This is a genomic window from Chryseobacterium sp. CH21 (genome assembly GCF_004119445.1).
Classification (GTDB): domain Bacteria; phylum Bacteroidota; class Bacteroidia; order Flavobacteriales; family Weeksellaceae; genus Chryseobacterium.
This window is the reverse complement of sequence record NZ_QICI01000062.1, coordinates 18,903-42,344: the sequence shown is the minus strand read 5'-3', so window position 1 is coordinate 42,344 and position 23,442 is coordinate 18,903. Positions and strand designations below refer to the sequence as shown.

Annotated in this window: 19 protein-coding genes and 1 pseudogene; 4 read left to right on the top strand and 16 right to left on the bottom strand. The window is 35.2% G+C overall.

Translation table 11 applies throughout. The features are described from left to right. Positions 1-15: 15 nt before the first annotated feature. Positions 16-2,604: a DNA gyrase subunit A gene (gene gyrA, locus BOQ62_RS13050; RefSeq protein ID WP_129040105.1), complete on the bottom strand. Its 2,589-nt coding sequence runs from the start codon at positions 2,602-2,604 to the stop codon at positions 16-18. A 148-nt stretch (positions 2,605-2,752) separates the two neighbouring features. Here gyrA and BOQ62_RS13045 point away from each other — a divergent pair, with 148 nt between their 5' ends. Then, positions 2,753-3,067 (top strand): DUF4286 family protein, encoded by a 315-nt coding sequence (locus tag BOQ62_RS13045; RefSeq protein WP_105701435.1) that lies wholly within the window; start codon positions 2,753-2,755, stop codon positions 3,065-3,067. A gap of 41 nt (positions 3,068-3,108) precedes the next feature. Here the strand turns inward: BOQ62_RS13045 and BOQ62_RS13040 are convergent, their stop codons facing one another. The 3 genes from BOQ62_RS13040 to BOQ62_RS13030 all read right to left on the bottom strand — a co-directional run bounded on the left by BOQ62_RS13040 (position 3,109) and on the right by BOQ62_RS13030 (position 4,520). Next, positions 3,109-3,381, bottom strand: coding sequence for a hypothetical protein (locus BOQ62_RS13040; RefSeq protein WP_228414074.1), 273 nt, complete (start codon positions 3,379-3,381; stop codon positions 3,109-3,111). Positions 3,382-3,510: 129 nt separating this feature from the next. Beyond that, positions 3,511-4,002, bottom strand: a complete 492-nt coding sequence (locus BOQ62_RS13035; protein ID WP_129040103.1) for a GNAT family N-acetyltransferase — start codon at positions 4,000-4,002, stop codon at positions 3,511-3,513. A 5-nt stretch (positions 4,003-4,007) separates the two neighbouring features. Beyond that, positions 4,008-4,520 carry a DUF421 domain-containing protein gene (locus BOQ62_RS13030; protein ID WP_129040101.1) on the bottom strand — a complete coding sequence of 171 codons (513 nt, stop codon included), beginning with the start codon at positions 4,518-4,520 and terminating at the stop codon, positions 4,008-4,010. A 293-nt stretch (positions 4,521-4,813) separates the two neighbouring features. Between BOQ62_RS13030 and BOQ62_RS13025 the strand changes: the two genes are divergently transcribed. Beyond that, complete coding sequence (locus BOQ62_RS13025) at positions 4,814-5,182, top strand: hypothetical protein (protein ID WP_129040099.1); 369 nt, start codon at positions 4,814-4,816, stop codon at positions 5,180-5,182. Positions 5,183-5,215: 33 nt separating this feature from the next. Here BOQ62_RS13025 and BOQ62_RS24285 read toward each other — a convergent pair whose 3' ends face one another. The 7 genes from BOQ62_RS24285 to BOQ62_RS12990 all read right to left on the bottom strand — a co-directional run bounded on the left by BOQ62_RS24285 (position 5,216) and on the right by BOQ62_RS12990 (position 13,898). After that, positions 5,216-5,350, bottom strand: coding sequence for a bacteriocin-like protein (locus tag BOQ62_RS24285; RefSeq protein ID WP_129040097.1), 135 nt, complete (start codon positions 5,348-5,350; stop codon positions 5,216-5,218). Between the two features lie 113 nt (positions 5,351-5,463). Further along, on the bottom strand, positions 5,464-5,868 hold the full coding sequence (locus BOQ62_RS13015; RefSeq protein WP_129040095.1) for a hypothetical protein: 405 nt from the start codon (positions 5,866-5,868) through the stop codon (positions 5,464-5,466). Between the two features lie 275 nt (positions 5,869-6,143). Continuing rightward, complete coding sequence (locus BOQ62_RS13010; RefSeq protein ID WP_129040094.1) at positions 6,144-6,743, bottom strand: hypothetical protein; 600 nt, start codon at positions 6,741-6,743, stop codon at positions 6,144-6,146. 12 nt (positions 6,744-6,755) lie between these two features. Beyond that, positions 6,756-9,587 carry an excinuclease ABC subunit UvrA gene (gene uvrA / locus BOQ62_RS13005; RefSeq protein ID WP_129040092.1) on the bottom strand — a complete coding sequence of 944 codons (2,832 nt, stop codon included), beginning with the start codon at positions 9,585-9,587 and terminating at the stop codon, positions 6,756-6,758. Between the two features lie 1,105 nt (positions 9,588-10,692). Next, positions 10,693-11,862, bottom strand: a complete 1,170-nt coding sequence (locus BOQ62_RS23280; RefSeq protein ID WP_228414072.1) for a type VI secretion system baseplate subunit TssF — start codon at positions 11,860-11,862, stop codon at positions 10,693-10,695. Positions 11,863-12,092: 230 nt separating this feature from the next. Further along, positions 12,093-12,305 (bottom strand): hypothetical protein, encoded by a 213-nt coding sequence (locus BOQ62_RS24280; protein ID WP_410494195.1) that lies wholly within the window; start codon positions 12,303-12,305, stop codon positions 12,093-12,095. Positions 12,306-12,482: 177 nt separating this feature from the next. Then, a complete protein-coding gene (locus tag BOQ62_RS12990; protein ID WP_129040090.1) occupies positions 12,483-13,898 on the bottom strand; it encodes an APC family permease in 1,416 nt (471 codons plus the stop codon). A 143-nt stretch (positions 13,899-14,041) separates the two neighbouring features. Here BOQ62_RS12990 and BOQ62_RS12985 point away from each other — a divergent pair, with 143 nt between their 5' ends. After that, entirely contained in the window at positions 14,042-14,539 is a 498-nt protein-coding gene (locus tag BOQ62_RS12985; protein WP_129040088.1) for a DUF4920 domain-containing protein, read from the top strand. Positions 14,540-14,855: 316 nt separating this feature from the next. Here the strand turns inward: BOQ62_RS12985 and BOQ62_RS12980 are convergent. Beyond that, positions 14,856-15,964 (bottom strand): annotated as a pseudogene (locus BOQ62_RS12980) (M14 family zinc carboxypeptidase). 969 nt (positions 15,965-16,933) lie between these two features. Between BOQ62_RS12980 and BOQ62_RS12975 the strand changes: the two are divergent. Further along, positions 16,934-17,470: a helix-turn-helix transcriptional regulator gene (locus tag BOQ62_RS12975; protein ID WP_129040086.1), complete on the top strand. Its 537-nt coding sequence runs from the start codon at positions 16,934-16,936 to the stop codon at positions 17,468-17,470. A gap of 485 nt (positions 17,471-17,955) precedes the next feature. Here BOQ62_RS12975 and BOQ62_RS12970 read toward each other — a convergent pair whose 3' ends face one another. The 4 genes from BOQ62_RS12970 to BOQ62_RS12955 all read right to left on the bottom strand — a co-directional run bounded on the left by BOQ62_RS12970 (position 17,956) and on the right by BOQ62_RS12955 (position 23,346). After that, the gene (locus BOQ62_RS12970; RefSeq protein ID WP_129040084.1) at positions 17,956-19,122 is read right to left on the bottom strand and encodes a proline dehydrogenase family protein; all 1,167 of its coding nucleotides are present in this window, start codon (positions 19,120-19,122) and stop codon (positions 17,956-17,958) included. A gap of 64 nt (positions 19,123-19,186) precedes the next feature. Next, positions 19,187-20,116, bottom strand: coding sequence for a UbiA family prenyltransferase (locus BOQ62_RS12965; RefSeq protein WP_129040081.1), 930 nt, complete (start codon positions 20,114-20,116; stop codon positions 19,187-19,189). Positions 20,117-20,126: 10 nt separating this feature from the next. Beyond that, entirely contained in the window at positions 20,127-21,053 is a 927-nt protein-coding gene (locus BOQ62_RS12960; protein ID WP_129040079.1) for a mevalonate kinase, read from the bottom strand. Between the two features lie 133 nt (positions 21,054-21,186). Further along, positions 21,187-23,346, bottom strand: coding sequence for a M12 family metallo-peptidase (locus BOQ62_RS12955; RefSeq protein WP_228414070.1), 2,160 nt, complete (start codon positions 23,344-23,346; stop codon positions 21,187-21,189). Positions 23,347-23,442 lie beyond the last annotated feature (96 nt).

The window sequence follows — 23,442 nt, the reverse complement described above, 5'->3', positions numbered from 1 at the left end:
TTTATATTGTACAATTTATTCTTCAGAATCAGGATTTTCCTCTGCTGTATTTTCATTTTCAGCCTGAGGTGCTGTATTCTCTTCCTGATCATCAAATAGTGTTCCTACTCCTTCTTCCCCTTCTTCAAGTTCTTCAGAATCTTCTTCTACATCTTTATCCATTTCTACTTTTGCAATGGCTGCAATTTCGTCATTTTTCTTAAGGTTAATCAGCTTCACTCCCTGCGTATTTCTACCCATTACTCTCATTTCATCCATTCCCATTCTGATGGCAACACCAGATTTATTGATGATCATCAATCCATCTTCATCTGTTACGTTCTGAATAGCGATAAGATTTCCTGTTTTTTCAGTAATGTTCAGGGTGATAACTCCTTTTCCTCCTCTGTTGGTAATTCTGTAGTCTTCTACTGCAGTTCTCTTTCCGTATCCTTTTTCAGAGACTACAAGTACTGTTTCGTTCTCTACATCATTCACAACTATCATACCAATAGCTTCATCACCATCTTCAAGCAAGATACCTCTCACCCCGATAGATCCTCTTCCTACTTCTCTTACTTTTTCTTCAGGGAAACGGATACATTTACCGTTTTTAGTAGCGATCATAATCTGAGATGTTCCGTTCGTAAGGTAAGCTCCTAATAACTGGTCATTATCTCTGATCTCAATAGCATTTACTCCATTTACTCTCGGTCTTGAATAAGCCTCTAATGATGTTTTCTTGATTGTACCGTTTTTGGTTACCATCACAACACTCATTTGATTGACATATTCTGAATCCTTCAGGTTGTTGGTTCTGATATATGCCTTGATCTTATCGTCCGGTTCAATGTTGATCAGGTTTTGTACTGCTCTTCCTTTTGCTGTTTTGGAGCCTTCAGGAATTTCAAACACTCTTAACCAGTAACATCTTCCTTTTTCTGTAAAGAATAACATATACTGGTGGTTGGTAGCAGAAACAATATACTCAAGGAAATCAGAATCCCTTGTTGTTGCCGCTTTGTTTCCTACACCTCCTCTACTTTGAATTTTATATTCTGAAAGTGAGGTTCTCTTGATATATCCTGCATGAGAAATTGTAAGAACTACAGATTCGTTCGGAATAATATCTTCGATAGACATTTCTCCTCCTGAATAATCAATCTCAGTTCTTCTTTCATCTCCGTATTTTTCTTTGATTTCGATCAATTCGTCTTTGATAATCTGGAATCTTCTTGGCTCGTTGGCTAAGATATCTTCTAAATTTTCAATTTCTTTCATAATCGCATCATATTCATCACGGATCTTGTCAAGCTCCATTCCTGTCAGACGAGCTAATCTAAGATCAAGAATCGCCTGCGCCTGAATATCAGAAAGTTCAAATGCCTCGATCAAGCCTTCTTTTGCAGCCTGAGGGTTTGCACTGTGGCGGATAATAGAAATGGCTCTGTCTAAAGCATCCTGAGTTCCGATCACTTTCATGAATCCTTCAAGAATGTGCGCTCTTTCTTTTGCTTTTTTAAGCTCATACTGAGTTCTTCTTACGATTACCTCATGTCTGTGCTCTACAAAGTGATGAATGATATCTTTAAGATTCAGCTGCTCCGGTCTTCCGTGTACCAATGCAATGTTATTGACACTGAAAGAAGTCTGAAGTGCTGTATATTTATATAATAGGTTAAGAACAACATTCGGGATTGCATCATTTTTCAATTCGTATACAACGCGAAGTCCTTTTCTATCCGATTCGTCTCTGATCTCGTGGATACCAGGGATTTTTTCGTCTTTAACAAGTTCTGCTGTTCTGGCGATCATTTCAGCTTTGTTCACCTGATAAGGAATTTCAGTAACGATAATAGCGTTTCTGTTTCCGATTTCTTCAAAGTTAACCTTAGCTCTTAGAACTACTCTACCTCTTCCTGTATGGAAAGCATCTCTTACACCATCATATCCATAGATGATACCACCTGTAGGGAAATCCGGAGCAATGATATGCTGCATCAGCTCATCAATTGTAATTTCTTTATTATCAATATAAGCACAGATAGCATCTACTGACTCAGATAAGTTGTGTGGCGCCATATTGGTCGCCATCCCTACTGCAATACCTGAAGTACCGTTTACCAAAAGGTTTGGAACTTTGGTAGGCATTACTGTCGGCTCCTGTAAACTGTCGTCAAAGTTATTCTGGAAATCAACTGTTTCTTTGTCCAGGTCAGCAAGAACCTCATCAGAGATTTTTTTCAATCTTGCCTCAGTATAACGCATTGCTGCAGGCGGGTCACCATCCATTGAACCGAAGTTACCCTGCCCGTCTACCTGAGGATAACGTAAGCTCCAGTCCTGAGCCATTCTTACCATAGCATCGTAAACAGAGGAATCTCCGTGCGGGTGATATTTACCCAAAACGTCCCCAACAATTCTCGCAGATTTTAAATATTTTCTATTAGAAAACACCCCTAATCCATACATACCATAAAGTACTCTTCTATGAACGGGTTTCAAGCCGTCTCTTACATCCGGTAACGCTCTTGAAACGATAACGGACATCGAATAATCGATATAAGACGACTTCATTTCATCAACAATGTTGATAGGAATCAGTCTTTCTCCTTCTTTTTGCATAAACAAATTTTATTGTAATGATATTCAAACCTTTAGCTGTAAGTCTGAAAATTATTTATTTCCAATTTTTATTAACGGGCTAATTTACGAAAAAAATGCCGATTTTTGCTGTAGAATTTATCCAAAAAATCTTAAAAATTCATAAAAAATGAGCGTATTAAGTATAACTTTCCACTGTACAAAAGATAACCTGGAAGAATGGGAAAATTATATTGATGAAACACTGGTTTTAATGACGGAAAACCTGATGGATGTAAATAAATATATTCTTTCTGAAGTACACAGTGATTTTATTGAAGAAGGTAAAAATTATAATCTTCTGTTAATCTTTGATAATGATGAACTGCGGGAAGACTTCATTCAAAGTGAACTTTTGAATATTTCGGAAAGGATCGAGAAGAAATTCGGACAGGAAGTTATGATTTTTAACACTTTCCTGAATCCCAAAAAATCGAGATTATAATTGATCATAAAAAAGCACTGAATTATCAGTGCTTTTCTTTTTTATCTGTGATGTCCACGGCCACGGCCTCTATGATGATGGCCACGCTCTTCATAAATATAGACTTTCTGAACCTGGCCAGGTGCATAGTATCTTGCACTTCCACCATAATACCTTTTTGCGTGTCCCGGCGGCATTCTTCTTCCATGAGGTTCGTGCACTACACATGAGGACAGCATTAACAGGACTACGCCTGCCCCTACAATTTTCAACATACTTCTCATTACTTTCACTTTTTCAATTTCGATAGCGAAATATATCAATGTTAATGCCAAAAATGAAAGTTAAAAGTTGTAGTATATACTCTTATTATCGTCAATGGTCAATATTGCTTCGCAAGTCAATGGTGAATTTTGTTTTGGAGATTAGTGTGCTTATCAAACAAATTCATCATTTATGATTATTTAAATTGTTTCGCTTCTTTTCTCCATCAGGACAAGATCTTTCCATTCTCCATTGAGCTTGCCGATTTTTTTACGAACTCCCACTGTTCTGAAGCCGTTTTTCTGATGGGATTTAATGGCCAGTTCATTTTCGGAGAAGAGATTGGTCTGTAATGTCCAGAATCCGTGGTCTTCGCTATCCAGAATTATCTTTTTAAGCAATATGGAACCCAATCCTTTGCCTTGGTATTCTTTATCGAAATAAATGCTTACTTCTGCCACTCCTTTAAAACTTTCTCTTTTACTGAAAGGCTTCAATGCGCACCATCCTATTACTTCATTATTTTCATTTTCCAGCACCCATCGGCAGTCATTGAAATATTCCATGCTCCAGGCTTCCGGAGTAGGAACTTCTGTTTCCAAAGTGGCAATTCCACTGTCTATTCCCTGTCGGAAGATCTCAAGCACTCTTACTTCGTCACTGGGAAGCATTTCTCTTAATTCGTAATTCATCGTATTTAATGGTATTTTCTTTTCATTTTTCTTTTAATTCTCGAATAGTGAGTCTGTTTACTCTTCTCATCCTGAGAAACAACGCTGATATTTCCATCCACTTCCATAACGGAAAGCTTTACATTATGCATGTCTTCAATTCCGTGTTCTCTGATGGCCTCTTCCAATTCACTTTCGGTGATCTTTACCCTGTTCAGGGCAGCCTGATCTGCAATTCCGTCTCTGATCAGAATTACAGGTTCATCTTCCATAAAAGTCTGAAAAGAACGATTGGAAAACATAATTCTTTTTAAAATGAAGTTAGCAGCAAACAAAACCAATGCCGCAATAATTCCTCCCTGAAGAGAGGTATCAGGGCCTACCATTGCGTTCTGAACAGCATTTGAAATTAACAATAATAACACAACATCTCCTGCATTGAGCTGAGAAAGCTGATTTTTACCAAATAAACGAATGGCAATTACCATGAAAAGGTAAACGCAAAGAGAACGGAGGGCGACGTTAAGAATAGGGTCCACAATTTTTTTATCTACTCAAATGTATTGATTTTTGTGATTCATAAAAAATATTTCATGAACAGATTTTGGTATACATTTTGAGCTTAGGATTCTGATAAATAGCACAAAAAATACCATCAAATGAAAAAAGTATTTCTCTTTTTAGGAATTATCCTATTCTTTGCATCCTGCAAAAAAATGGGCCTAAACCTTCTCCCTCTTCAGATGCAGCTATCAAGGAAAAAGTAAATGAACTTTACACGCAGTATGGAAAATCTAATGAAGCTATATACAACCACCCGATTCCTGACAGTTTGTTTTCACAGGATTTTAAAAAAGTTTTAGATGAAGCAATACATGCATCAAAAGCAGATATTGAGAAGGTGAAAAAAAGTGATCATCCTGACGAAAAACCTTTAATCTTTGAAGGAGCTATTTTTTCCAGTCTGTATGAAGGGTTTACAAGTTATACAATAAAGTCTGTCAAAGTACAAGATAATACGGCTGAAGCATTGGTGGCTTTTGAATACAATATGGCTGAGCCTAAAGTAACATGGATGGATACGGTACATCTTACCAATACGGAGAAAGGATGGAGAGTAGATAATGTTACTTTTGATACAATAGGAAACTCTAACGATCTTAGATCAAGATTAACAGAGTTTGTTCAAAATACAAAATAATAGGTAAGCCGCTTATAAAAGCGGCTTTATTTTTTAGGGGCATTGAACGATTGGAATATTACTGCAAATTACTTTATTTGCCCATTCGCAAAACGTACAGTATTTTTTAGGTTCTCCTCCGTACACTGACTTCAAATCTGACTTTGCCAGCTTTTTTAAATTTTTCATATCGTTTTAATTTTATGGTAATCCAAAATTAAAACCTTGATGTTTATCCTTTATTACAACTTAATCTGATAAGTTTTCATTATTCACATATTATTGAATAATATGATTGAATACTATCTGCTGTGGATCTCTACTGTCACTGGCATTACGTAAGTGTAAGCAACCATGTTATCAGTTAGTTTATTACGATCTACTCTATAATCAAGATCGCTTAATACGGTTTCAATTTCTTTGCTTACTGTTTTGCAATCTCCACTGGAGTGAACATTAACAATCTTCCCATTTCTTGCAATATCAAATTTCACCACTGAGTTTACGGTTCCCTGTTTATAATCCGGGTTGGTAAAGTCAAAATTGGCTTCTAATTTATTTCTGATATCATTAAATGTTTCACTTCTGTTCAGCTGAATTTCCTGAATGGTATTATGATCTGTAGTTTGAGCTTTAGCAGTGTTCAAAACAGCAGCAAATCCGCAAACGAAAAGTGAAGCCATCAATATTTGAATTCTATTTTTCATAACTAACTGGTTTTAAATATTATACTAACTTATTTTTGTATCTCTTAACCAAAGTTATTAAAAATAATTCATATTAATTTTACATTCAGTTAACATTGAGTTAACATTAAAGTGTAATAAATTGATTATCAATAATATAAATTTTTAAAATAATTGAAAAATTAACATTGGAAGGTAAGTTTTAAAGCAAATTATCTTGTTTTTTGTTATAGTATTAATTTCAGAAAGCTAGATATAAAAAAAGAACCTGCATTAGCAGATTCTTTTTGAATGATTTATAAGCCTTTAATTATTCTTTGTGTTTCAAGCTCATCAATAATAAATTGAGCATCACTTTCTGAAATATATTTACTTTCATAAAGCCAGTGAATTCTTGCAATCTGAGTATGTATAGGAATCAGATTGTCAACTCTATAATACTCCTTCAGGTAATAATCTTTTCTGCACTTCTTAATTTCATCAATAAAAGCATCTACTTCTTCCATTTCTTTTTTAGAATAGGAAAAATTAATTGGCTTTGCAGCGGCCAGACTCTTAGAACTCACTGCTTTGAATTCATTATTACACAACCCGGTTACAATAAGAGACGGAAACAGAGCAATCACAAAAACAACCATTCCTGATGAAGCAGAGAGGTGATAAGTTTGGTTAATCACAATCGTAAGCAATATGGAATTGAATACAACGGATACAGCAATTGCCAAAAGCACCCAATCTTTTGTTTTTCTAAAGACAGTCTCATCATCATAAATATCTGCAAAATGAACTTTATATTCATGCAGCTCCTTGGTAAAACTATTCTTTACAAAGACACCATCTTCTTTGATTTCAAAATAGCTTGTATTTCTTCCATTCTTTTGTGTCAGTGCTTTCATTAAAAAAAATCTTTACTCCAGTTCTCTCTTTAGGAATTTCCCAGTCAAGCTCTTCTTAGACTTCACAATTTCCTCAGGAGTTCCCTGTGCTACGATCTGTCCACCATATTTTCCTCCTTCCGGTCCTACGTCAATAATATGGTCTGCTAATTTGATTACGTCCATATTATGTTCGATGATGATGAATGAGTTTCCAAGTTCTACCAGTTGGTTAATGGCATCCATCAGAATTTTTACGTCTTCAAAATGCAATCCTGTGGTGGGTTCATCAAGGATATAAAGGGTGTTTCCTGTCTGTCTTTTTGCTAATTCGGTTGCCAGCTTGATACGTTGCGCTTCACCTCCTGAAAGGGTTGTCGACTGCTGCCCAAGGGTAATGTACCCTAAACCTACATCCTGTAGTGTTTTCACTTTCGCAAAAATCTTAGGAATCGGCTGGAAGAAATCTACCGCTTCATCAATCGTCATGTCCAATACATCAGAGATTGATTTTCCTTTGTAACGAACTTCCAGCGTTTCTCTGTTGAAACGTTTTCCGTTGCAGGTTTCGCAGTGTACGTATACATCCGGAAGGAAGTTCATTTCGATGACTTTTAATCCTCCTCCCTGACAGGTTTCGCATCTTCCGCCTTTTACGTTGAAAGAGAATCTTCCCGGTTTATACCCACGGATTTTACTTTCCGGAAGCTCTGCAAAAAGATTCCTGATATCGGTAAACATTCCGGTATAAGTCGCAGGGTTCGAACGTGGCGTTCTTCCGATTGGAGTTTGGTCTACGTCTACAATTTTATCAATATTATCTAACCCTTCAATTTTTTTGTATGGTAACGGTTCCTGAACCGCTCTGTAGAAATGTTTGTTAAGGATCGGATACAATGTTCCGTTAATCAGAGAAGATTTTCCACTTCCAGAAATTCCGGTTACTACCACCAGTTTTCCAAGAGGAATATCTAGGGTTACATTTTTAAGATTGTTTCCTGTAGCTCCTTTTAAAACAATATTTTTACCACTTCCTGCCCTTCTTTCTTCAGGAATTGCAATTTTTCTTTTTCCATTAATATATTGAGCAGTGATGGTATCAGCTTTCAATAAATCTTTCGGTTTTCCCTGCCAAAGGATTTCTCCACCAAACTTTCCGGCTCTTGGACCAATATCCAGCACCTCATCAGCTTCAAGAATCATGTCTTTATCATGTTCTACCACCAATACAGAGTTTCCGATGTCTCTAAGGTTTTTCAAAGAATGAATCAGTCTTTCGTTATCTCTCTGGTGAAGCCCGATACTTGGCTCATCAAGAATATACAATACATTCACCAACTGAGAACCGATCTGTGTCGCCAGACGAATCCTCTGTGACTCTCCTCCTGAAAGGGTTTTCGAACTTCTGCTCAAACTTAAATAATCCAAACCTACATCCAGAAGGAACTGAAGTCTGGTTTCAATTTCTTTTAAAATCTCGTGAGCAATGATTTTATTTTTTTCTGAGAATTTATCTTTTACGTCGGCTAACCAATCTTTTAGATCTGCTAAGCTTAATCCATTAACCTCAGCAATATTTTTCCCATCAATTTTAAAACTTAAACTTGAAGGCTGAAGACGGGTTCCATGACATTCCGGGCAAGTTTCTTCAGTGGTGAAATGTCTTTCGAGTAAAATCGCTTCGTAAGATTCTCTTTCCTCAATGATTTCTTCCATGAAAGCAATCAGTCCATCAAAACCAATTTTTATTTTCTTGGTAATTCCTGCGTATTTGAGGTCTTTATTGAATTCTTTGTGACATCCGTTGTAGATGTAATCCAGTGCTTCTTCCGGAATATCTTGCAAAGGTGTTGTTAATCCTAATCCGAAGATCTCTAGGATATTTTTAATTTGTGACAGAATCCATTTGTTTGATTTAATATCTTCCAAAGGCAATAACCCTCCCTGATTGATTGATAACTTTGGATTATCTATGAAATAATCAGTATTGATTTTTTTAATAGTTCCCAGACCTTTACAGTTTGGACAGCTTCCTTTAGGAGAGTTGAATGAGAAAGTATTCGGTTCCGGCAGCGCCAAAGAATGTCCTGTTTCTGCATCCATCAGATTTTTGGAAAAGTATTCAATATCTGTACTTCCCAGTTTCTGAATTCCTATAATTCCTTCTCCCATTTCCATTGCGGTACGCAATGATTTTTCCATTCTGCCTTCAGAAGCATTCTCCCCGATGATCCAACGGTCGATAACAATGTCGATGTCGTGGGTTTTATAACGATCAAGTTTTAAATCATATTCAATATCCTGCAGCTCGCCATCAATTCTTGCCTGTCCGTAACCTTTTTTCGCCATCTGAACAAAGAGCTCATGGTAATGTCCTTTTCTGGAACGAACCACTGGCGCCAAAAGCATGATTTTTTCTTTTTTATAATTTTCTTTAATGGTTTCAAGAATCTGATCTTCGGTATAGCTTACCAGCTTTTGTCCTGTAGACAAAGAATACGCATCCGAAACTCTTGCATACAAAAGACGCAGAAAGTCATACAATTCTGTAACAGTTCCTACGGTAGAACGAGGATTTTTATTGGTTGTTTTCTGCTCGATGGCAATTACCGGAGAAAGTCCTTCAATTTTATCTACATCAGGACGCTCCAGCCCGCCCAGAAACTGGCGTGCATAAGCAGAGAATGTTTCGATATAACGACGCTGGCCTTCCGCAAAAATAGTGTCGAAAGCCAATGACGATTTTCCACTTCCGGAAAGGCCGGTAATTACGACCAATTCATTACGTGGAATTTTTACATTAATATTTTTAAGGTTGTGTTCACGTGCACCGTAAACTTCTATATATTCTGTTGATTTGCTCATAATTTGGAGTGACTTTGCCTGAAAATCACAACGTGCAAAAATACGGAATTTTATGGAATTTTTTTGAATATAAAGCCGATAAAAGTTTCATAAAAAATTCTTATGTTTTGTTAAGAGATTGAATCGGAAATTGTTGAATGGTGATTCCTATTATTATGAATTTGCTTAAACTTTTTTGAAACATTAGGGTGTTTAGAGTATTAAGATGAGCTTCGCTTTAAGCTTAAAAATCAGAATGATTTATCTTAACTTAATTATGCTTTACTGCTTAAATCTTTCTTAATGATTTAAGAAAGATCCAATATTTTTTGATACATTTAAACAACTCCTACATTAAAAATGCCGTAGCGGGTACGGCATTTTATATTTTAAACTGATTTACTTTGAAGAGATTACATATCCTGAAAATCAACATCTTCATTGTTAATTCTTACAATATATTCGATCCCGTCAATAGCTTTAGCAATAATCTGATTTCTGATAATATTCGCCATGTTTTCCCAATAAGCTCTTCCGTAGAAAGAATAATTCTGAGGGATAATTTCTACCTCAACCGTTCTTACAAAACCTTCTTTAGGCTTATTGCTGATCATTGTTCCTCTTCTTACTCTTACTTCTCGTACCTCATCTTTCAGGATCATTCGGCAATAGTTTTTAACGTCTTCCAAAGAAATGATTTTATCTCTGGTCGTGAGTGCATATTTATAAGCCTGAATACTGTCTGTTCCTTTCTGTTCTTCAGCTCCGCCCAATGTTTCTGTAAGTAGTACAACAGTTTGAGACTTCAATTGATTGGAAAGTTCGGTTCCCGGACGCATATGATTGGCAAGCGTACAATGAGTTACCCAAAAAGCAGCATAGGTATGGTCTGTTTTTTCTACGGGTTCCATGATCACATAATTCAGCTCCTGTCTGATATTCCTTTTGGCATTGTTTACTTTCTGTACCATGGATTTCATCTTATCAGACATTTCACTAAGAACTCCTTTTACATTATCTCTGTTCAGCAATGAAAATGCGGCAATTTCATCTCTTGTCAGTTCCAGAACATTGGCAATCATATCCACTGCATTTCTGCTGGTGAAACGTTCCATTCCTCCTTTTCTTACTGTATATAAACCTTTTTTAAGGTCATCTGCCGGAGTAAAAGGAATTTCGGTATACTTTCTTCCGTCACCGTCCTGTACTTCATCCACATAAAGGAAATGCTCCCCTTCATCGGTAACCAAAGGAATATTATTCCCCATGATGTCAAGGCTGTATTCTGTTTTTTCCAGCCTCTGTTGTATACGGGAAAAGCATTCAGAACAAAGGAGAAATTATCAAGGATTTCTGCTGAAAATTGTGGTGGAAACTCAAATGTAAGCCACAGATAACGTTTATTATCCAGGAATTTGGTAATTTCTTCTTTCTCTGCAAGAAAATCAAGATTCTGTGGAAGCTGTCCAGGTTCTGAGAACAGACTTTGAGAAATTCCTGTTACCTCAATAAATTTATGGCGGTAGATACTTTTAATATCCTCAATTACTTTATTTCTGATTGATTGTTCTTTGAACATCTGCTCATAACCATCATTTTGAGTTTCTGTAAGATAGCTTAATCCTTCTCTTACAAACAGAGGATTACCATTACTTGTCACGTTGATATACGGCAATAATTTATACACAAAATCAAGGTGTTCAAAAGCCGGATTGGAACAGAATACACTCAGATATTTTGGAAAATTTTCACTTACATATTTACTGACATCTACTCCAATTGTAATTTTTCTGTAATCTTCAGGTCTTCCCTGAAATCTTGCAATAGGAATTTTATTGAACCTGTCATCTATACTGTAGCAGGTATTTCCTACAAACATAATGGAGGTGTGAACTTTATTGATTCTCACATTTCCTACCGGAGTAAAAGGAATATTAATCTGCTTATCTGATTCTGATTTTACTGTGGAAGTCATCTGTTTACGGAAGAAAAACTCCGTGTGTTCCAATAAAATTTCGGATGAATCATAAGGCTGTGTAAAAGCCACAGAATGGGCAGGAATAGGATGTGTATAAATAGACGGTGTAAGAAGTTTTGCCAGTTTTTCTAAGATACGGGCATTTACCGTTTGTATTTCATTATTCGCTTTAAAAACTTCTGTACTGAATGCGTCTATTAAAAGTTTTACAAAAGGATCTAAAGACTGAGGGCTTCTCAATCCCCATACTTTTGTGGCATTCTGCAGCATTCTTGCTTTTACAGATTCTTTGGAATATATATTCTGATCTAAATTCATAATTTTCTTTCGCTGTTAAAAATATTAATCAATAGACATTGGGCTTAGAAACAGCTCTGTTGAAAAACTGAAACGTTCTCCTGTTTCTTCCATTTTTGCATTGATGGCAATTCTTACTTTCTTTTTAATTTCGGTGTGTTCTTTAGTATCGTAGCTGTGCTCTACAAACTGGATGTGAGCATCAATCTGCGGGTTTACAATTCTTGGTTCATATTCCTGAATCTGTCTCCTTAGGCTTTTGATAAAAACGCTTTCCCAGATGGCGCTTGTAACTCCATTATCGAATTCAAGGTTCCAGACATCGTTTCCATAGTTTTCATCATATCTGTTCTCTCCTTTTTGGTGGTGATCAGCAGCATAATATTGTGGGCAATACTTTCCCCCATATCGCAGGTATCGATACTTCCGCCTTCGGTCATTAAAGTAGACGGTACGAAAGGCATTCTGTAATTTGGTGTATCCATAACTTTTAGTTTTTACTTCATGGTTCCCGCTTATCTAAAAACGGAATACCAAAATACGCATTTTCACCAAATAATAAATATAATGTTCTAAATATTATTCAAAAAGAAAGGTCTTCAAACTGAATTGAAGACCTTGTAATCTGTTATATTTTTATTTCATTTAAGCATCTGCTTTTTCCTGTTGATAAAATAGTATACCGGAAGCCCGAGTAATACCAATACAAAGCCAGGCCATGTATACTGCTGTTTATAGATTAACAATAAAATGCAGAAACAGGTTCCTATTATAAGATAAACCACAGGTGTAACCGGATATAACCATGTTTTATAAGGTCTTTCCAGATCTGGTTGTTTCATTCTTAAATAAATAACTCCAAAAACAGTAATCATATAGAACAAAACGATCACAAAAGAGATCATATCCAATAAATTTCCATACTGCCCGCTCAGACACAAAATGGAAGCCCAAACTCCCTGCATCCATAAAGCATTTTCAGGAACTTCATTTTTGTTGTTTTTTTCTGCTGACTTGAAGAACATTCCGTCTTTTGCCATCGTCTGAAAAACTCTTGCACCTGCCAGAATCAATCCGTTATTACATCCAAACGTAGAAATCATTACCAATAAAGCAATGATGATCGTTCCTGCACTTCCAAAAATATTCTGAGAGGCTGATACTGCTACTCTGTCATTGGCAGCAAATGCAATTCCGTCTCTGTCTAATGCATTTAAGTATACGTAGTTTACCGCAATATAAAGAATCATTACAGCAGAAGTACCATATATCATGGATTTTACAACATTCTTTTTAGGGTTTTCAATTTCACCGGAAACAAATGTTACACTTTCCCAAGCCACAGAACTGAAAACAGAGCCTACCATGGCTGCAGCAATTCCACCTAAAAGAGTCATTCCTCCAATAGGTTCCCAGCCTTCTTTAAGAAAATTACCACTCAGATCTTTTTTAAGATTATTAAATGAATCGGTACCCCAGCTAAAGTTTTCTGATAAATGAGAGATATCTACCAATATAAAACCAGCAGCAATTAAACCTAATAATGCAATAATTTTAGAACCTGTAAAGATATTCTGAAGAATTTTCCCGCTTTCTACTCCTCTGGTGTTGATGTAGGTAAGCAAAATAATAACTGCAATCGCCATAATCTGTATCCAGGTAATTTTAAATTCACCACTTTGAAAAATAGGTGCTGCATCGTTGAGAGAAGGAATAAGATACGCTGTAAATTTACCAAAAGCCATTGCTACGGCTGCAATCGTTCCGGTTTGTATCACCGTAAATAATCCCCAGCCATAAAGGAAACCCATTCTTTTTCCAAAAATTTCTTTCAGATAAGTGTATTGCCCTCCTGCTTTCGGAAATAGCGCTGATAGTTCTCCATAGCTTATGGCAGCGGCTACCGTCATTATTCCTGTAATCACCCACACCACAATCAGCCAGTATCCGGATCCCAGATTCCTCATCATGTCAGCACTTACAATAAAAATTCCGCTTCCAATCATAGATCCCATCACGAGCATGATAGCATCCCATAGTTTTAATTTTTTCTGCATAGTCAAGTATAGGCGTCAAATATAATCAAATCTGCCTTTTATTTTCAATTTTGTTGAAAATACATTAAAAACACTTGTTTTTTGTTATTTTTTATGCTGTCAGGATTCAATTTTAATTAGTACTTTTGGAAAAAATAATAAATATGAAATTTAAAACGATTGTATTGGGTGCAGCGTTAACAGCTTCTTCATTAGCATTTGCTCAATCCGGACCACCGGAAGGAAAAGCTTTGGTAGGTGATACTTACGGAGATCAGGTAACTTCTTCTGCTGAATCCAAAGCGGTTTCAGTAGATAAATTAAATAAACAGCTTAAGAAAGATAACAAAAAGGTTGAGAATGTATCCGTTAAAGGAAAAGTAACCGATGTTTGTGACAAAAAAGGATGTTGGCTTACCATTCAGACAGAAGACAATTCCAAATTTTTTGTGAAAATGAAAGACTATGCTTTCTTCGTGCCTACAGCCCTAAAAGGTAAGAATGTAGTATTGGAAGGAAATGCAGAAAGAAAGGTAACTTCTGTAAATGAACAGAAACATTATGCTGAAGATGCTAAAAAGCCTCAGTCTGAAATTGATGCGATTACGCAGCCAAAAGAAGAGATCAGATTTGTAGCAAACGGAATTAAAGTGGTAAACTAAACTTTTATTCTTGAGTAAAATCTAAATTCTATAATTTCCGAGATTAGGTTTTGGCTAAAGCCAGTTAAATATTTTATGTTCAATTTAATGCTAATCTATTACAAAAAATAATTATAGAAAATAATAAAAAATAAAGCCGATAATTTAAATTATCGGCTTTATTTTTTGGATGTATAGTAAAACCATTAAGTAAGACTTAAGGAATAAAGTATAGTTAAGATAAATCATTCTGATTTTTAAGCTTAAAGCGAAGCTTATCTTAATACTCTTAAACTCTTATTACATCTTAATGGTTCAAAAATAAAAATAAGTTTTTTTAATCTTCAATTGTAAAATCCACCACAGAATCCAGCTTTGGATATTTAGTAGCAGAAATAAATTTCTTTCCGGTACAGTCTATTTCTTTCCAGCCTTTTCTTTTTTTAACGTCTCCGGCTTCCATTACAAAAGGAAGGAATGAAATTTCGCTCTTCCCTTCTTCTTTTATTTCTCTATACTGAACGGCAATATCTAAAATACATTCATGATCAGTATTCAATCTTACATTTCTGTAAATTAAATCATAATGGGTTTCTTGATTTTCCGGAATTTCAAGGTACTTTTCCCAGCCTGTACTATCGGAGTTTAATTCGCTGATCGCCTTTAATGCATAATAAAGAGCTATCGTATAATATTTTCTTGTTCCTGTTCTGGTATAATCATCTACAAAGTGACCGCCTTCAAATAAAATCGTGGGCATTCCGGCTTTGATAAAGTTGTCTCCTGTAGAAGTCGGATAAATTCATCAGAATATCTTCCAATCTGATTGGGAATCATTTCCTTTAAATGATTATAAACACTTCCGATTACTGCCATGCATTTTTTTCTGTTTTCCGTCACAGTACGTTCTACGTTTTCAGAAGGTGCCAAAAAGGAAAGTGTAGCAGGATGAATGCCATCGGTCGTAAAAATCGTTCGCTGCTCATGGAGGTTTAATGCATAATCATATTTCTTAGAGGCCGCTGCTTTCTTCAGAAATTTAATCTCCTTACTTGCTTCATTATGAAAGTCTCTGTTCAGATCAATATCGGCTGCATTCAATCGGGTCCATCTTTCAGATCCGTCAGGATTCAGCATGAATATAAAATCGAGTTTTATTTTACTGAATAAATCGTCTTTCATTTCCGGAGCTTTATCAAGGCTTACCAAAAGGTCGAGCATAGCATGAGTAGCGTTGGATTCATTGCCGTGCATTTGAGACCAGGCTAACACCTGAATGTTTCCGGTTCCGATGCTTAACTGATAAATAGGTTTATCTAAATAGGATGTTCCGATCTCCTGAATATAATCGCTGAGATTGGTCTGTAGATAAGAAAATAATTTTTCAGGGGAAATATAGCGATTTGAGAAATCGGGGGTTTGAGAATAGATCTGTTCAAAATTCATTTTGGGAATTGTTTACAGGAATCAAATTTAGCCATTTTTAGTCAAAACTTTAATTAACATTTGTAAATATGGACAAAATTCACAAATTTACATTTGACACCTGTTTTAAAAATCGTTTACAAGGTTTAAATCTTAGCATTTTTAAACTTTAAAAGCGTGTTAACACTTGTAACATTGTTAAACACTATCAGAAGACAATTTGTCTGTTGATAAAATTGTGGATTGCGAATAATTTAAAACAATATAATTAAATTATTAAAAATCAATACTTTATAAAATTTATCTCAATTGTATTTGTAATAGTACTTTAAGTGTATAAAAAGACTATTTTTGCCATTTGAGGGTTATTTTCCTAAACATTAAAATTGTGGATAACACTGTAATTTAATACCGTATACATATGTAAAGTGCTTATAAAATCCTATTTTCCTTTTAAAGTTTAATCAAACAGTCATTTTTTGAAGCATTTTAATTCAGAATAAAAACTGTTGCTTAACAGAAATACTATTTCTCTCCAATAACATCCAAAATAGGTTTAAAATAGTGTGTTTACATCAGTAATTTACCTATGTAACATTCACAAAAGTGCTTTTATATGGCTTTTATAAGATATTTATCTATAATTAAAGTCCTAAAAGAAATTTAGTTGGTTTAATAATGTATACTCTATTTTTCAAGAGATTTAAGGGACAAAATAACCCTTTAAAATGCATGAATTTACATTTTTAAACCAATATTCAGGGGTAAACCATGCTCCAATACTATATTAAAGATACCTGTTCAGAAGTCCTATAGTAGATTGTTATAACAGTTAAATACAATTGTAACTATATAATAATGGGTTGATTTTAAAATAATTACATACATATTACAAATGTATACAAATATTATTTTCATTTATTTACATTTGTGTTTTGCATTTGTAAATTATAAGAGTTACATTTGTAAAATAATTAAAGGCTTATTTTTATGAGTTTAAATGAAAGAATTTCCAAAATTATAGAGTATTCTAATCTTACTCCTTCTGAGTTTGCTGATGAGATAGATGTGCAGCGTTCCTCTATTTCGCATATTACTTCCGGAAGAAACAAACCGTCTCTTGAGTTTATCATAAAAATAAAATCCCGCTTTCCGGAACTTCTGTGGGACTGGCTGGTTACCGGTGAAGGTGAGATGCTGAAATCTCAGCTGCCCGAAACCGAAACTTATGAAGAACATACTGAAGAGGAGAAAATAAAAACAACTCCACTCCCCGATCTCTTTACTATGATGAATGAGGATGATGAATTTGGAAGTGATGAAACAGAGGTAGAAGCTCCAAAATCAAGTTCTGGAGAATCGTTTATACCTGCCCAAGATAAAGCTCCGGAAAAAATACCGGATTCTCAGCGATTAGAAAATCCTGGTGATCAGATTTTAGGGCAACTGTTTGGAAATCAACAAAGTAAAATAAAACGTATTGTTCTGTTCTATGAAAATGGAAAATTCGAAAGTTTTGAGCCCTAAAAAACCTGATCAAAAAATGATCAGGTTAAAAAATATTTGAAGAAGAAAACTAAAGCTATTGCTTTATTTTATTTTTGAAATATAATGGGAAATTAAAGAGATGAAGTTTTCATCTTACTGCATCATCTGTTCCACAACTATATTTTTATAATTTCGGTTATTTATTAAAGGGTAATCTGTTCTGTTTATCGTGTTGTAAAGATCCTGTTGGAGGTATTATAGAGGTAAATAAGGTCTTTTCATACATTGCTTTTTTTATGGCTATACCAAATATAAATATTTAAAACCAAATCAACAATAAAAATCAAATTATTCTAACATATAATTAATGTAAGTAGAAATTATATTGATTATTATTAATTTTGATTTATAATCCAAAACTGCAAATTCAAAAAATTCCCTCCCTCTTTTAATTGATTTAAACCAATTAAAAAGCCCGCAAATCTGCGGGCCTGATAAATATTAAGAGCAATCTTAATTGCTTATTACTTCTTTCTTCTTTCTAGTTCTTTCTTGATAAGTCCCAGCTCTCTTCCGGTTTGTCCGGCTACAGAGGTGTTTTCCTGAGCTCTTCTCGTTAAATAAGGTACAACATCCTTGACGGGTCCATATGGAAGATATTTAGCTACATTATAGCCTTTATCGGACAAATAGAAAGTAATATTGTCACTCATCCCATAAAGCTGCCCGAAATACACATGAGGATTGTCGGTTTCCAGAGATTTTGCTTTCATTTTATCCATAATCAACTCTGAAGAGATTTCATTATGGGTTCCGAAAAACGCTGAAACTTTGTCCAGATGATTCATGACAAAATCAATTCCTGCATTGTAGTTTTTATCTGAAGCGTCTTTGGTTGGCTGAATAGGATCTGCGTAACCTTTTTCTGCTGCTCTGGCTCTTTCTTTTTCCATATAAGCACCACGCACGATCTTATAACCAATAAAGTAGTTCTTCTCTCTTGCTCTCTGAAGATTAGCTTCCATATATTCCAGCCTTCCGGTTCTGTACATCTGAATTGTATTCCAAACGATAGGTTTTTCCTGGTTATATTTCTCCATCATCTCTTCGCAAAGGTGATCTGCTGCATCCTGCATCCAGGTTTCTTCAGCATCTACCATTACTTTTTTATCATTTTCGTGGCAAAGACTGCATACTTCATCAAATCTTTTCACGACTCTTTCCCATTCTTCTTTCTGGCTGGTAGTAAGTTCTGCCCCTTTTCCAACTGCTTCATAAAGATCAATCCTTCCGAAAGCCGTAGGTTTAAACACAATAAAAGGAATTGCCGGATTTCCCACCGAGAATCTAACAATGTCTTTAATTTCTTTGCATACCGCATCAAAAGTTGCTTCATCTTCTTTTCCTTCAATAGAGTAATCGAAAATACTTCCAACTCCTCTTTTGAACAGCTGTTTCACAACTTTCATGCTTTCTTCGCGGGTTTCACCACCACAAAACTGGGCAAATAAGGTACTTTTTACAATTCCGGTAACGAAAGGAAAGTTGTTGTGTACTGTAAAATTCAGGACAGATGTTCCAAGGCTTGTAAGAGCGGGCTGTTCAATCATTTTAAACATCCAGTAAGCCTTTTTCAATTGTGCATCAGACTTGTCTGCAAATGCGACTTTTGTATCGTTAAAAATGGGCATTCCTATTTATTAAATTTAGTTAGGCAAAGGTAGTAATAACCTCAGTTTATTTAAAGAATTTTTTTTATAATTTATGCTCTATTCCGTTTAAAAGCATTGCAATAATTCCTACAAAAACCCAAAAACGTAATACGTTCAATGTAAAGAAGTTACTCCTGCGGGATGCATTAATAAGAAGATAGATGCATAGAATCATAACAAAAAGCCCTCCGGCAAAGTAATAAGCCATGAATCCAGTAACTCCTGTTTTGGTGATGATTTTCATAGAAACTGCCATGGTGATCATCAGTAAAGAAGTCAGTATGATTTTTGTATTTCTGGTTTTAAAATAGTTAGGAATGGTAGTATATCCAAATGTTTTATCTACACTTTTGGTAAGGGTATCTTTTACAATATCAATACACAGCAAGATAAGAAAAAGAAAAACAGCCATCAGAAAGACCTTTTTGGAAAACGTTTCATAGTACACCATCATTCCAAAAAATGGGTATAAGGTAAGGCTGACAAAAGTAAGGTTGTTTACAATCAGTATTCTGCTTAGTTTATGACTGTAAAACCACATAAAGAACTGATAAACCACAAAGAAAGCAAATACATTATGGGAAATCATCCAGGCTACCCCTAAAGAAATAGCACTGAGAGCCAGATAAGCATATAAAAAATATTTCTGTTTGATGAAACTCTGAACCCTTGTTCTGAAAGGTTTTACAATGTGGTCTTTCTCGATATCATAGAACTGATTAATAATACCACCTGCCAGTATCGTAAGAACCGTACAGAAAATAATACCATGTACTTTGAAATCGAAGACGAATTTTTGAAAGGATTCATCCTGATTGAACAGGAAAAAAGTAGAAACATAAAGGGCAAATGTCAGCAGAGCAGCTACAAAAAAACGTGCTCCGAGGAGAAAGCCCACGAATTGTGAAAATCTGTAAAATATAGATTTTGATACATAGTTTTTAGATTGGAAAGTTTCTTTTTCAGAATTCATTCCAATCTGTTTAAAATCTGTAAATCACTTCTTTTTGGAAGCCTTCAAGCATTTTTTCTGCTTTTGCATAATCTTTGGTAAATCCTAAGATATAGCCGCCACCGCCACTACCACATAGTTTCAGATAATAAGCATTAGAATCCAGACCTTTTTTCCAGATATTAAAAATACTTTCAGGAATCATAGGGCGGAAATGCTCGTATGCCCAGTGAGAAAGTTTTTTCAGGTTTCTGAAGAAAGGATTCATGTCTTTTTTAAGGAAAGATTCAATACATGCGTTATTGTAACGGATGAATTCTTCTTTCAGGGTTTTACGGAAACCTTCTGTTTTCATTTTTTCAAAGAAAATCTGGATCATAGGTCCTGTTTCTCCTGTCATTCCGGAATCAATCAGGAAAATAGCTCCTTTTCCTTCTTCTCCTTCTGGAATATTTACCCTGTCTAAATTTTCTTTATTTTCGATCAGAATTGGAAGATTCATATAACAGATCAGTGGATCCATTCCAGAACTTTTTCCATGGAAATAGCTTTCCATTTCTCCGAAAACAGCTTTTAATTTTTTAAGATTATCTTTTGAAATGTTCTCAGGATTCAGTTTGCTAACTGAATATTTTTCAAAAATAGCAGCTACCAAGGCTCCTGAACTTCCCACTCCATATCCCTGAGGAATATTGGAATCAAAGAAAAGTCCGTTCGAAATATCGTTTTTGAAGCTCTCGATATCCAACTTAAAATCGTCGGAAAGGTCAAGTGCTGTAAGAAATTCAGAGTATTTCTGCAGATGTCTGTTGGAATTAAGTTCAAAATCAGAACTCAGATCTGAAAATTTCAAAGTTCCTTTATAGAAACTGTAAGGTACTACAAGTCCCTGGGAATCTTCGATCATTCCATATTCTCCGAACAGAATTATTTTTGCATAAAATAAAGGGTTGGTCATGTTGACAATAAATCTTTTTGCAAAGTTAAAAATTATTCCGCTGAATATAAGCAAAACTCAGGCCGAAATTTTTCTATGAAATATACAAAAAAAGCCTGAGATTATCAGGCTTTCATCATAAATTATTTAAAAATTACTGTTTGATCAGCTTTTTGTTGATGGTCTGTGTCTCTGTTTTAATGGTAATCGCATAGTTTCCTGTCTGAATTGAGGAAAGATTTATTTCCTGTTTATTCCCTTTTAAAGAAGAATCTGAAAGCACCAGTCTTCCGGCTTCATCATAGATTTTATACCCTTTCAGCCTTTCTTTTGAAGAGAGGGTTATCATATTTTTAGCAGGATTCGGGTAAATATCAATTGAGTTATTTTTTATCTTGATGTCTTCCACTGTCAGGACACTGCAAGAGAAATTTGCATTCCATCCATTTCCTGTTACCCCTCCATCAGAAACAAATTTTACGGTTATTGCCCCTGAAGGATCTGTTGATGCAAACGGACCTGGAATTGTGCTTCCACTTAGATTATTTCCATTGGCAAATAATGGTGACGCTGTAGAAGAACCATTATATACAGACATAAAATCGTAGCCCTGTTCCAGATCGAATGCCGTAAATGTCATGGTCATAGAAGAACCAGAAGTAGGATAAAATGTTTTTACCAATTCTTCATTATCTTTATACTGCCCTGCTAAACCTCCCGTATCTAAGAATTGAGTTCCGTCACACCATGCTCCATCTGTTAAAAATAGCTGTGATAACTGGAAAGCATTAGGGCCGCTGCAATCTGTTCCTACACTTGATCTGTAATATGTAGCCGGTTGAAGACTTGTAAAATTAAAAGAAGGTGCTGTTGCATTTCCGGAAGATATTAATGTTCCGTTACTTGTTGTCAGCTTATATTTCCATGATGTAGAGGCAGCATCTGTAAAAGTAGCATTTGCTGAGTTTTGTGTGATATTATTAATCGTAAGATTGGAGATCGTTGCAGTACAAGATGTTGTACAATTGGTTCCAAGACATCCTTTTGAATCGACTGTATTTCGGATCAGCGTTGCTGGCTGTACTCCAAAACCGTTTGCAAAATTAATTCCTACGCTGCTTACCAAATGGCAGTAGCTCATAATGGTACCACCACCGGCCGGAGGAAGAGCAGCAGTACATCCTTCGTTATTTCCTGATGCAGGTCCACATCCATCAATAGCGGTATTATTTCCATTCCAGAAGCAAGAGTGTGTATGTGGTGAGCCTAAATTGTGCCCAAGTTCATGGGTCATTACTTCTATATTCCAGGAATAAGCAGGTACGTTCTGATAGTTCAGATTCATTCCACAATAAGAATATCTATAATTGGTACATAATGAATTAACATAAGCAATACTTGTTGTAGCAGGGTTTCTTAATAACTGTGCAACATCTCCGTTAAAACTGGTTCTTGTAGTTCTAAACTGACTCAAAATTGCACTTGGTGATCCAGTATAAGGATCAGTAGTTGTCCAGACAAAAACTTCACTTAATGCCACATTCACATTCTCATTGGCATACAGTGTTGAAACGTTATTGTGCATGGCTGTCACCCAATTGGTTGTTGTCGTTGTATTGCTTCCATTTTGGGTGTAAGGACCGAAACCTGCTTCATAGTATATTCTTACACAGTTATCTGTTTTCTTTTTACTGGTATTATTAGGGTTAAAAACAGGTCTTTGAACCTGGTTTTCTTTCAGACCATCTACATCACATGCAAAAGGATTGGAACCTGTTAATTTAGAATCTGAATAGCTTACAAAATCTTCAGAATTTTTAGCTTTTCCTACTACTATGTTTCCTAATTCAGGAGTGGATACCACTCCTACAACATCATTATTAAAAAAGCTAAAAGCAATAATAGAAGCATTATCCCCTTTTACAATTCCCTGATAGTAAACTCCTGGTGTATATGGTACTGCGTTCCCTTTATCTGTAACTACTTTAAAATCGCTGGTCAGGATTTGATGTTTGTACATTTCAACAGTGATTTGTCTGCCATCAAAGGGAAAAGATATTTCAAGAAAATCTGGTTTATCTTTGATTAATCTTTTCAACTCTGCAGACTTCAGAGACATAACACTGATATCAGTTGCAGCCCGCTTGTATTCGTCTGATTTATCTGTAGTTTTATTGAGTTCAAATAGATCATAGCTTTTAAGCTCTGTTTTTTCATTATGAAATTCCGAAACTTTTTGAGCAACAGGTTTTAATTTTTGAGAAAAACCAAGAATAAAACATTGCAAAAAACAAATTAGTAGAAACTTTTTCATGATTTTGGTAATTTTGTCATTTTTACAAATAAACAAAAAAATCAAAACATAGTGAAAAATCATTACTGTATTTTAATATTTATTACATGTACATAA

What these genes read in the sequence shown, in the direction of transcription:
- BOQ62_RS13015 (WP_129040095.1), bottom strand. Translation starts at nt 5,868, where the DNA reads ATGAAAAATAGAATTCAAATATTGATGGCTTCACTTTTCGTTTGCGGA.
- BOQ62_RS23280 (WP_228414072.1), bottom strand. Translation starts at nt 11,862, where the DNA reads ATGAATTTAGATCAGAATATATATTCCAAAGAATCTGTAAAAGCAAGA.
- BOQ62_RS12985 (WP_129040088.1), top strand. Translation starts at nt 14,042, where the DNA reads ATGAAATTTAAAACGATTGTATTGGGTGCAGCGTTAACAGCTTCTTCA.
- BOQ62_RS12955 (WP_228414070.1), bottom strand. Translation starts at nt 23,346, where the DNA reads ATGAAAAAGTTTCTACTAATTTGTTTTTTGCAATGTTTTATTCTTGGT.
- BOQ62_RS24285 (WP_129040097.1), bottom strand. Translation starts at nt 5,350, where the DNA reads ATGAAAAATTTAAAAAAGCTGGCAAAGTCAGATTTGAAGTCAGTGTAC.
- BOQ62_RS12960 (WP_129040079.1), bottom strand. Translation starts at nt 21,053, where the DNA reads ATGACCAACCCTTTATTTTATGCAAAAATAATTCTGTTCGGAGAATAT.
- BOQ62_RS13035 (WP_129040103.1), bottom strand. Translation starts at nt 4,002, where the DNA reads ATGAATTACGAATTAAGAGAAATGCTTCCCAGTGACGAAGTAAGAGTG.
- BOQ62_RS12970 (WP_129040084.1), bottom strand. Translation starts at nt 19,122, where the DNA reads ATGCCCATTTTTAACGATACAAAAGTCGCATTTGCAGACAAGTCTGAT.
- uvrA (WP_129040092.1), bottom strand. Translation starts at nt 9,587, where the DNA reads ATGAGCAAATCAACAGAATATATAGAAGTTTACGGTGCACGTGAACAC.
- BOQ62_RS13010 (WP_129040094.1), bottom strand. Translation starts at nt 6,743, where the DNA reads ATGAAAGCACTGACACAAAAGAATGGAAGAAATACAAGCTATTTTGAA.
- BOQ62_RS13045 (WP_105701435.1), top strand. Translation starts at nt 2,753, where the DNA reads ATGAGCGTATTAAGTATAACTTTCCACTGTACAAAAGATAACCTGGAA.
- BOQ62_RS12965 (WP_129040081.1), bottom strand. Translation starts at nt 20,116, where the DNA reads ATGAATTCTGAAAAAGAAACTTTCCAATCTAAAAACTATGTATCAAAA.
- BOQ62_RS12975 (WP_129040086.1), top strand. Translation starts at nt 16,934, where the DNA reads ATGAGTTTAAATGAAAGAATTTCCAAAATTATAGAGTATTCTAATCTT.
- gyrA (WP_129040105.1), bottom strand. Translation starts at nt 2,604, where the DNA reads ATGCAAAAAGAAGGAGAAAGACTGATTCCTATCAACATTGTTGATGAA.
- BOQ62_RS12990 (WP_129040090.1), bottom strand. Translation starts at nt 13,898, where the DNA reads ATGCAGAAAAAATTAAAACTATGGGATGCTATCATGCTCGTGATGGGA.
- BOQ62_RS24280 (WP_410494195.1), bottom strand. Translation starts at nt 12,305, where the DNA reads ATGCCTTTCGTACCGTCTACTTTAATGACCGAAGGCGGAAGTATCGAT.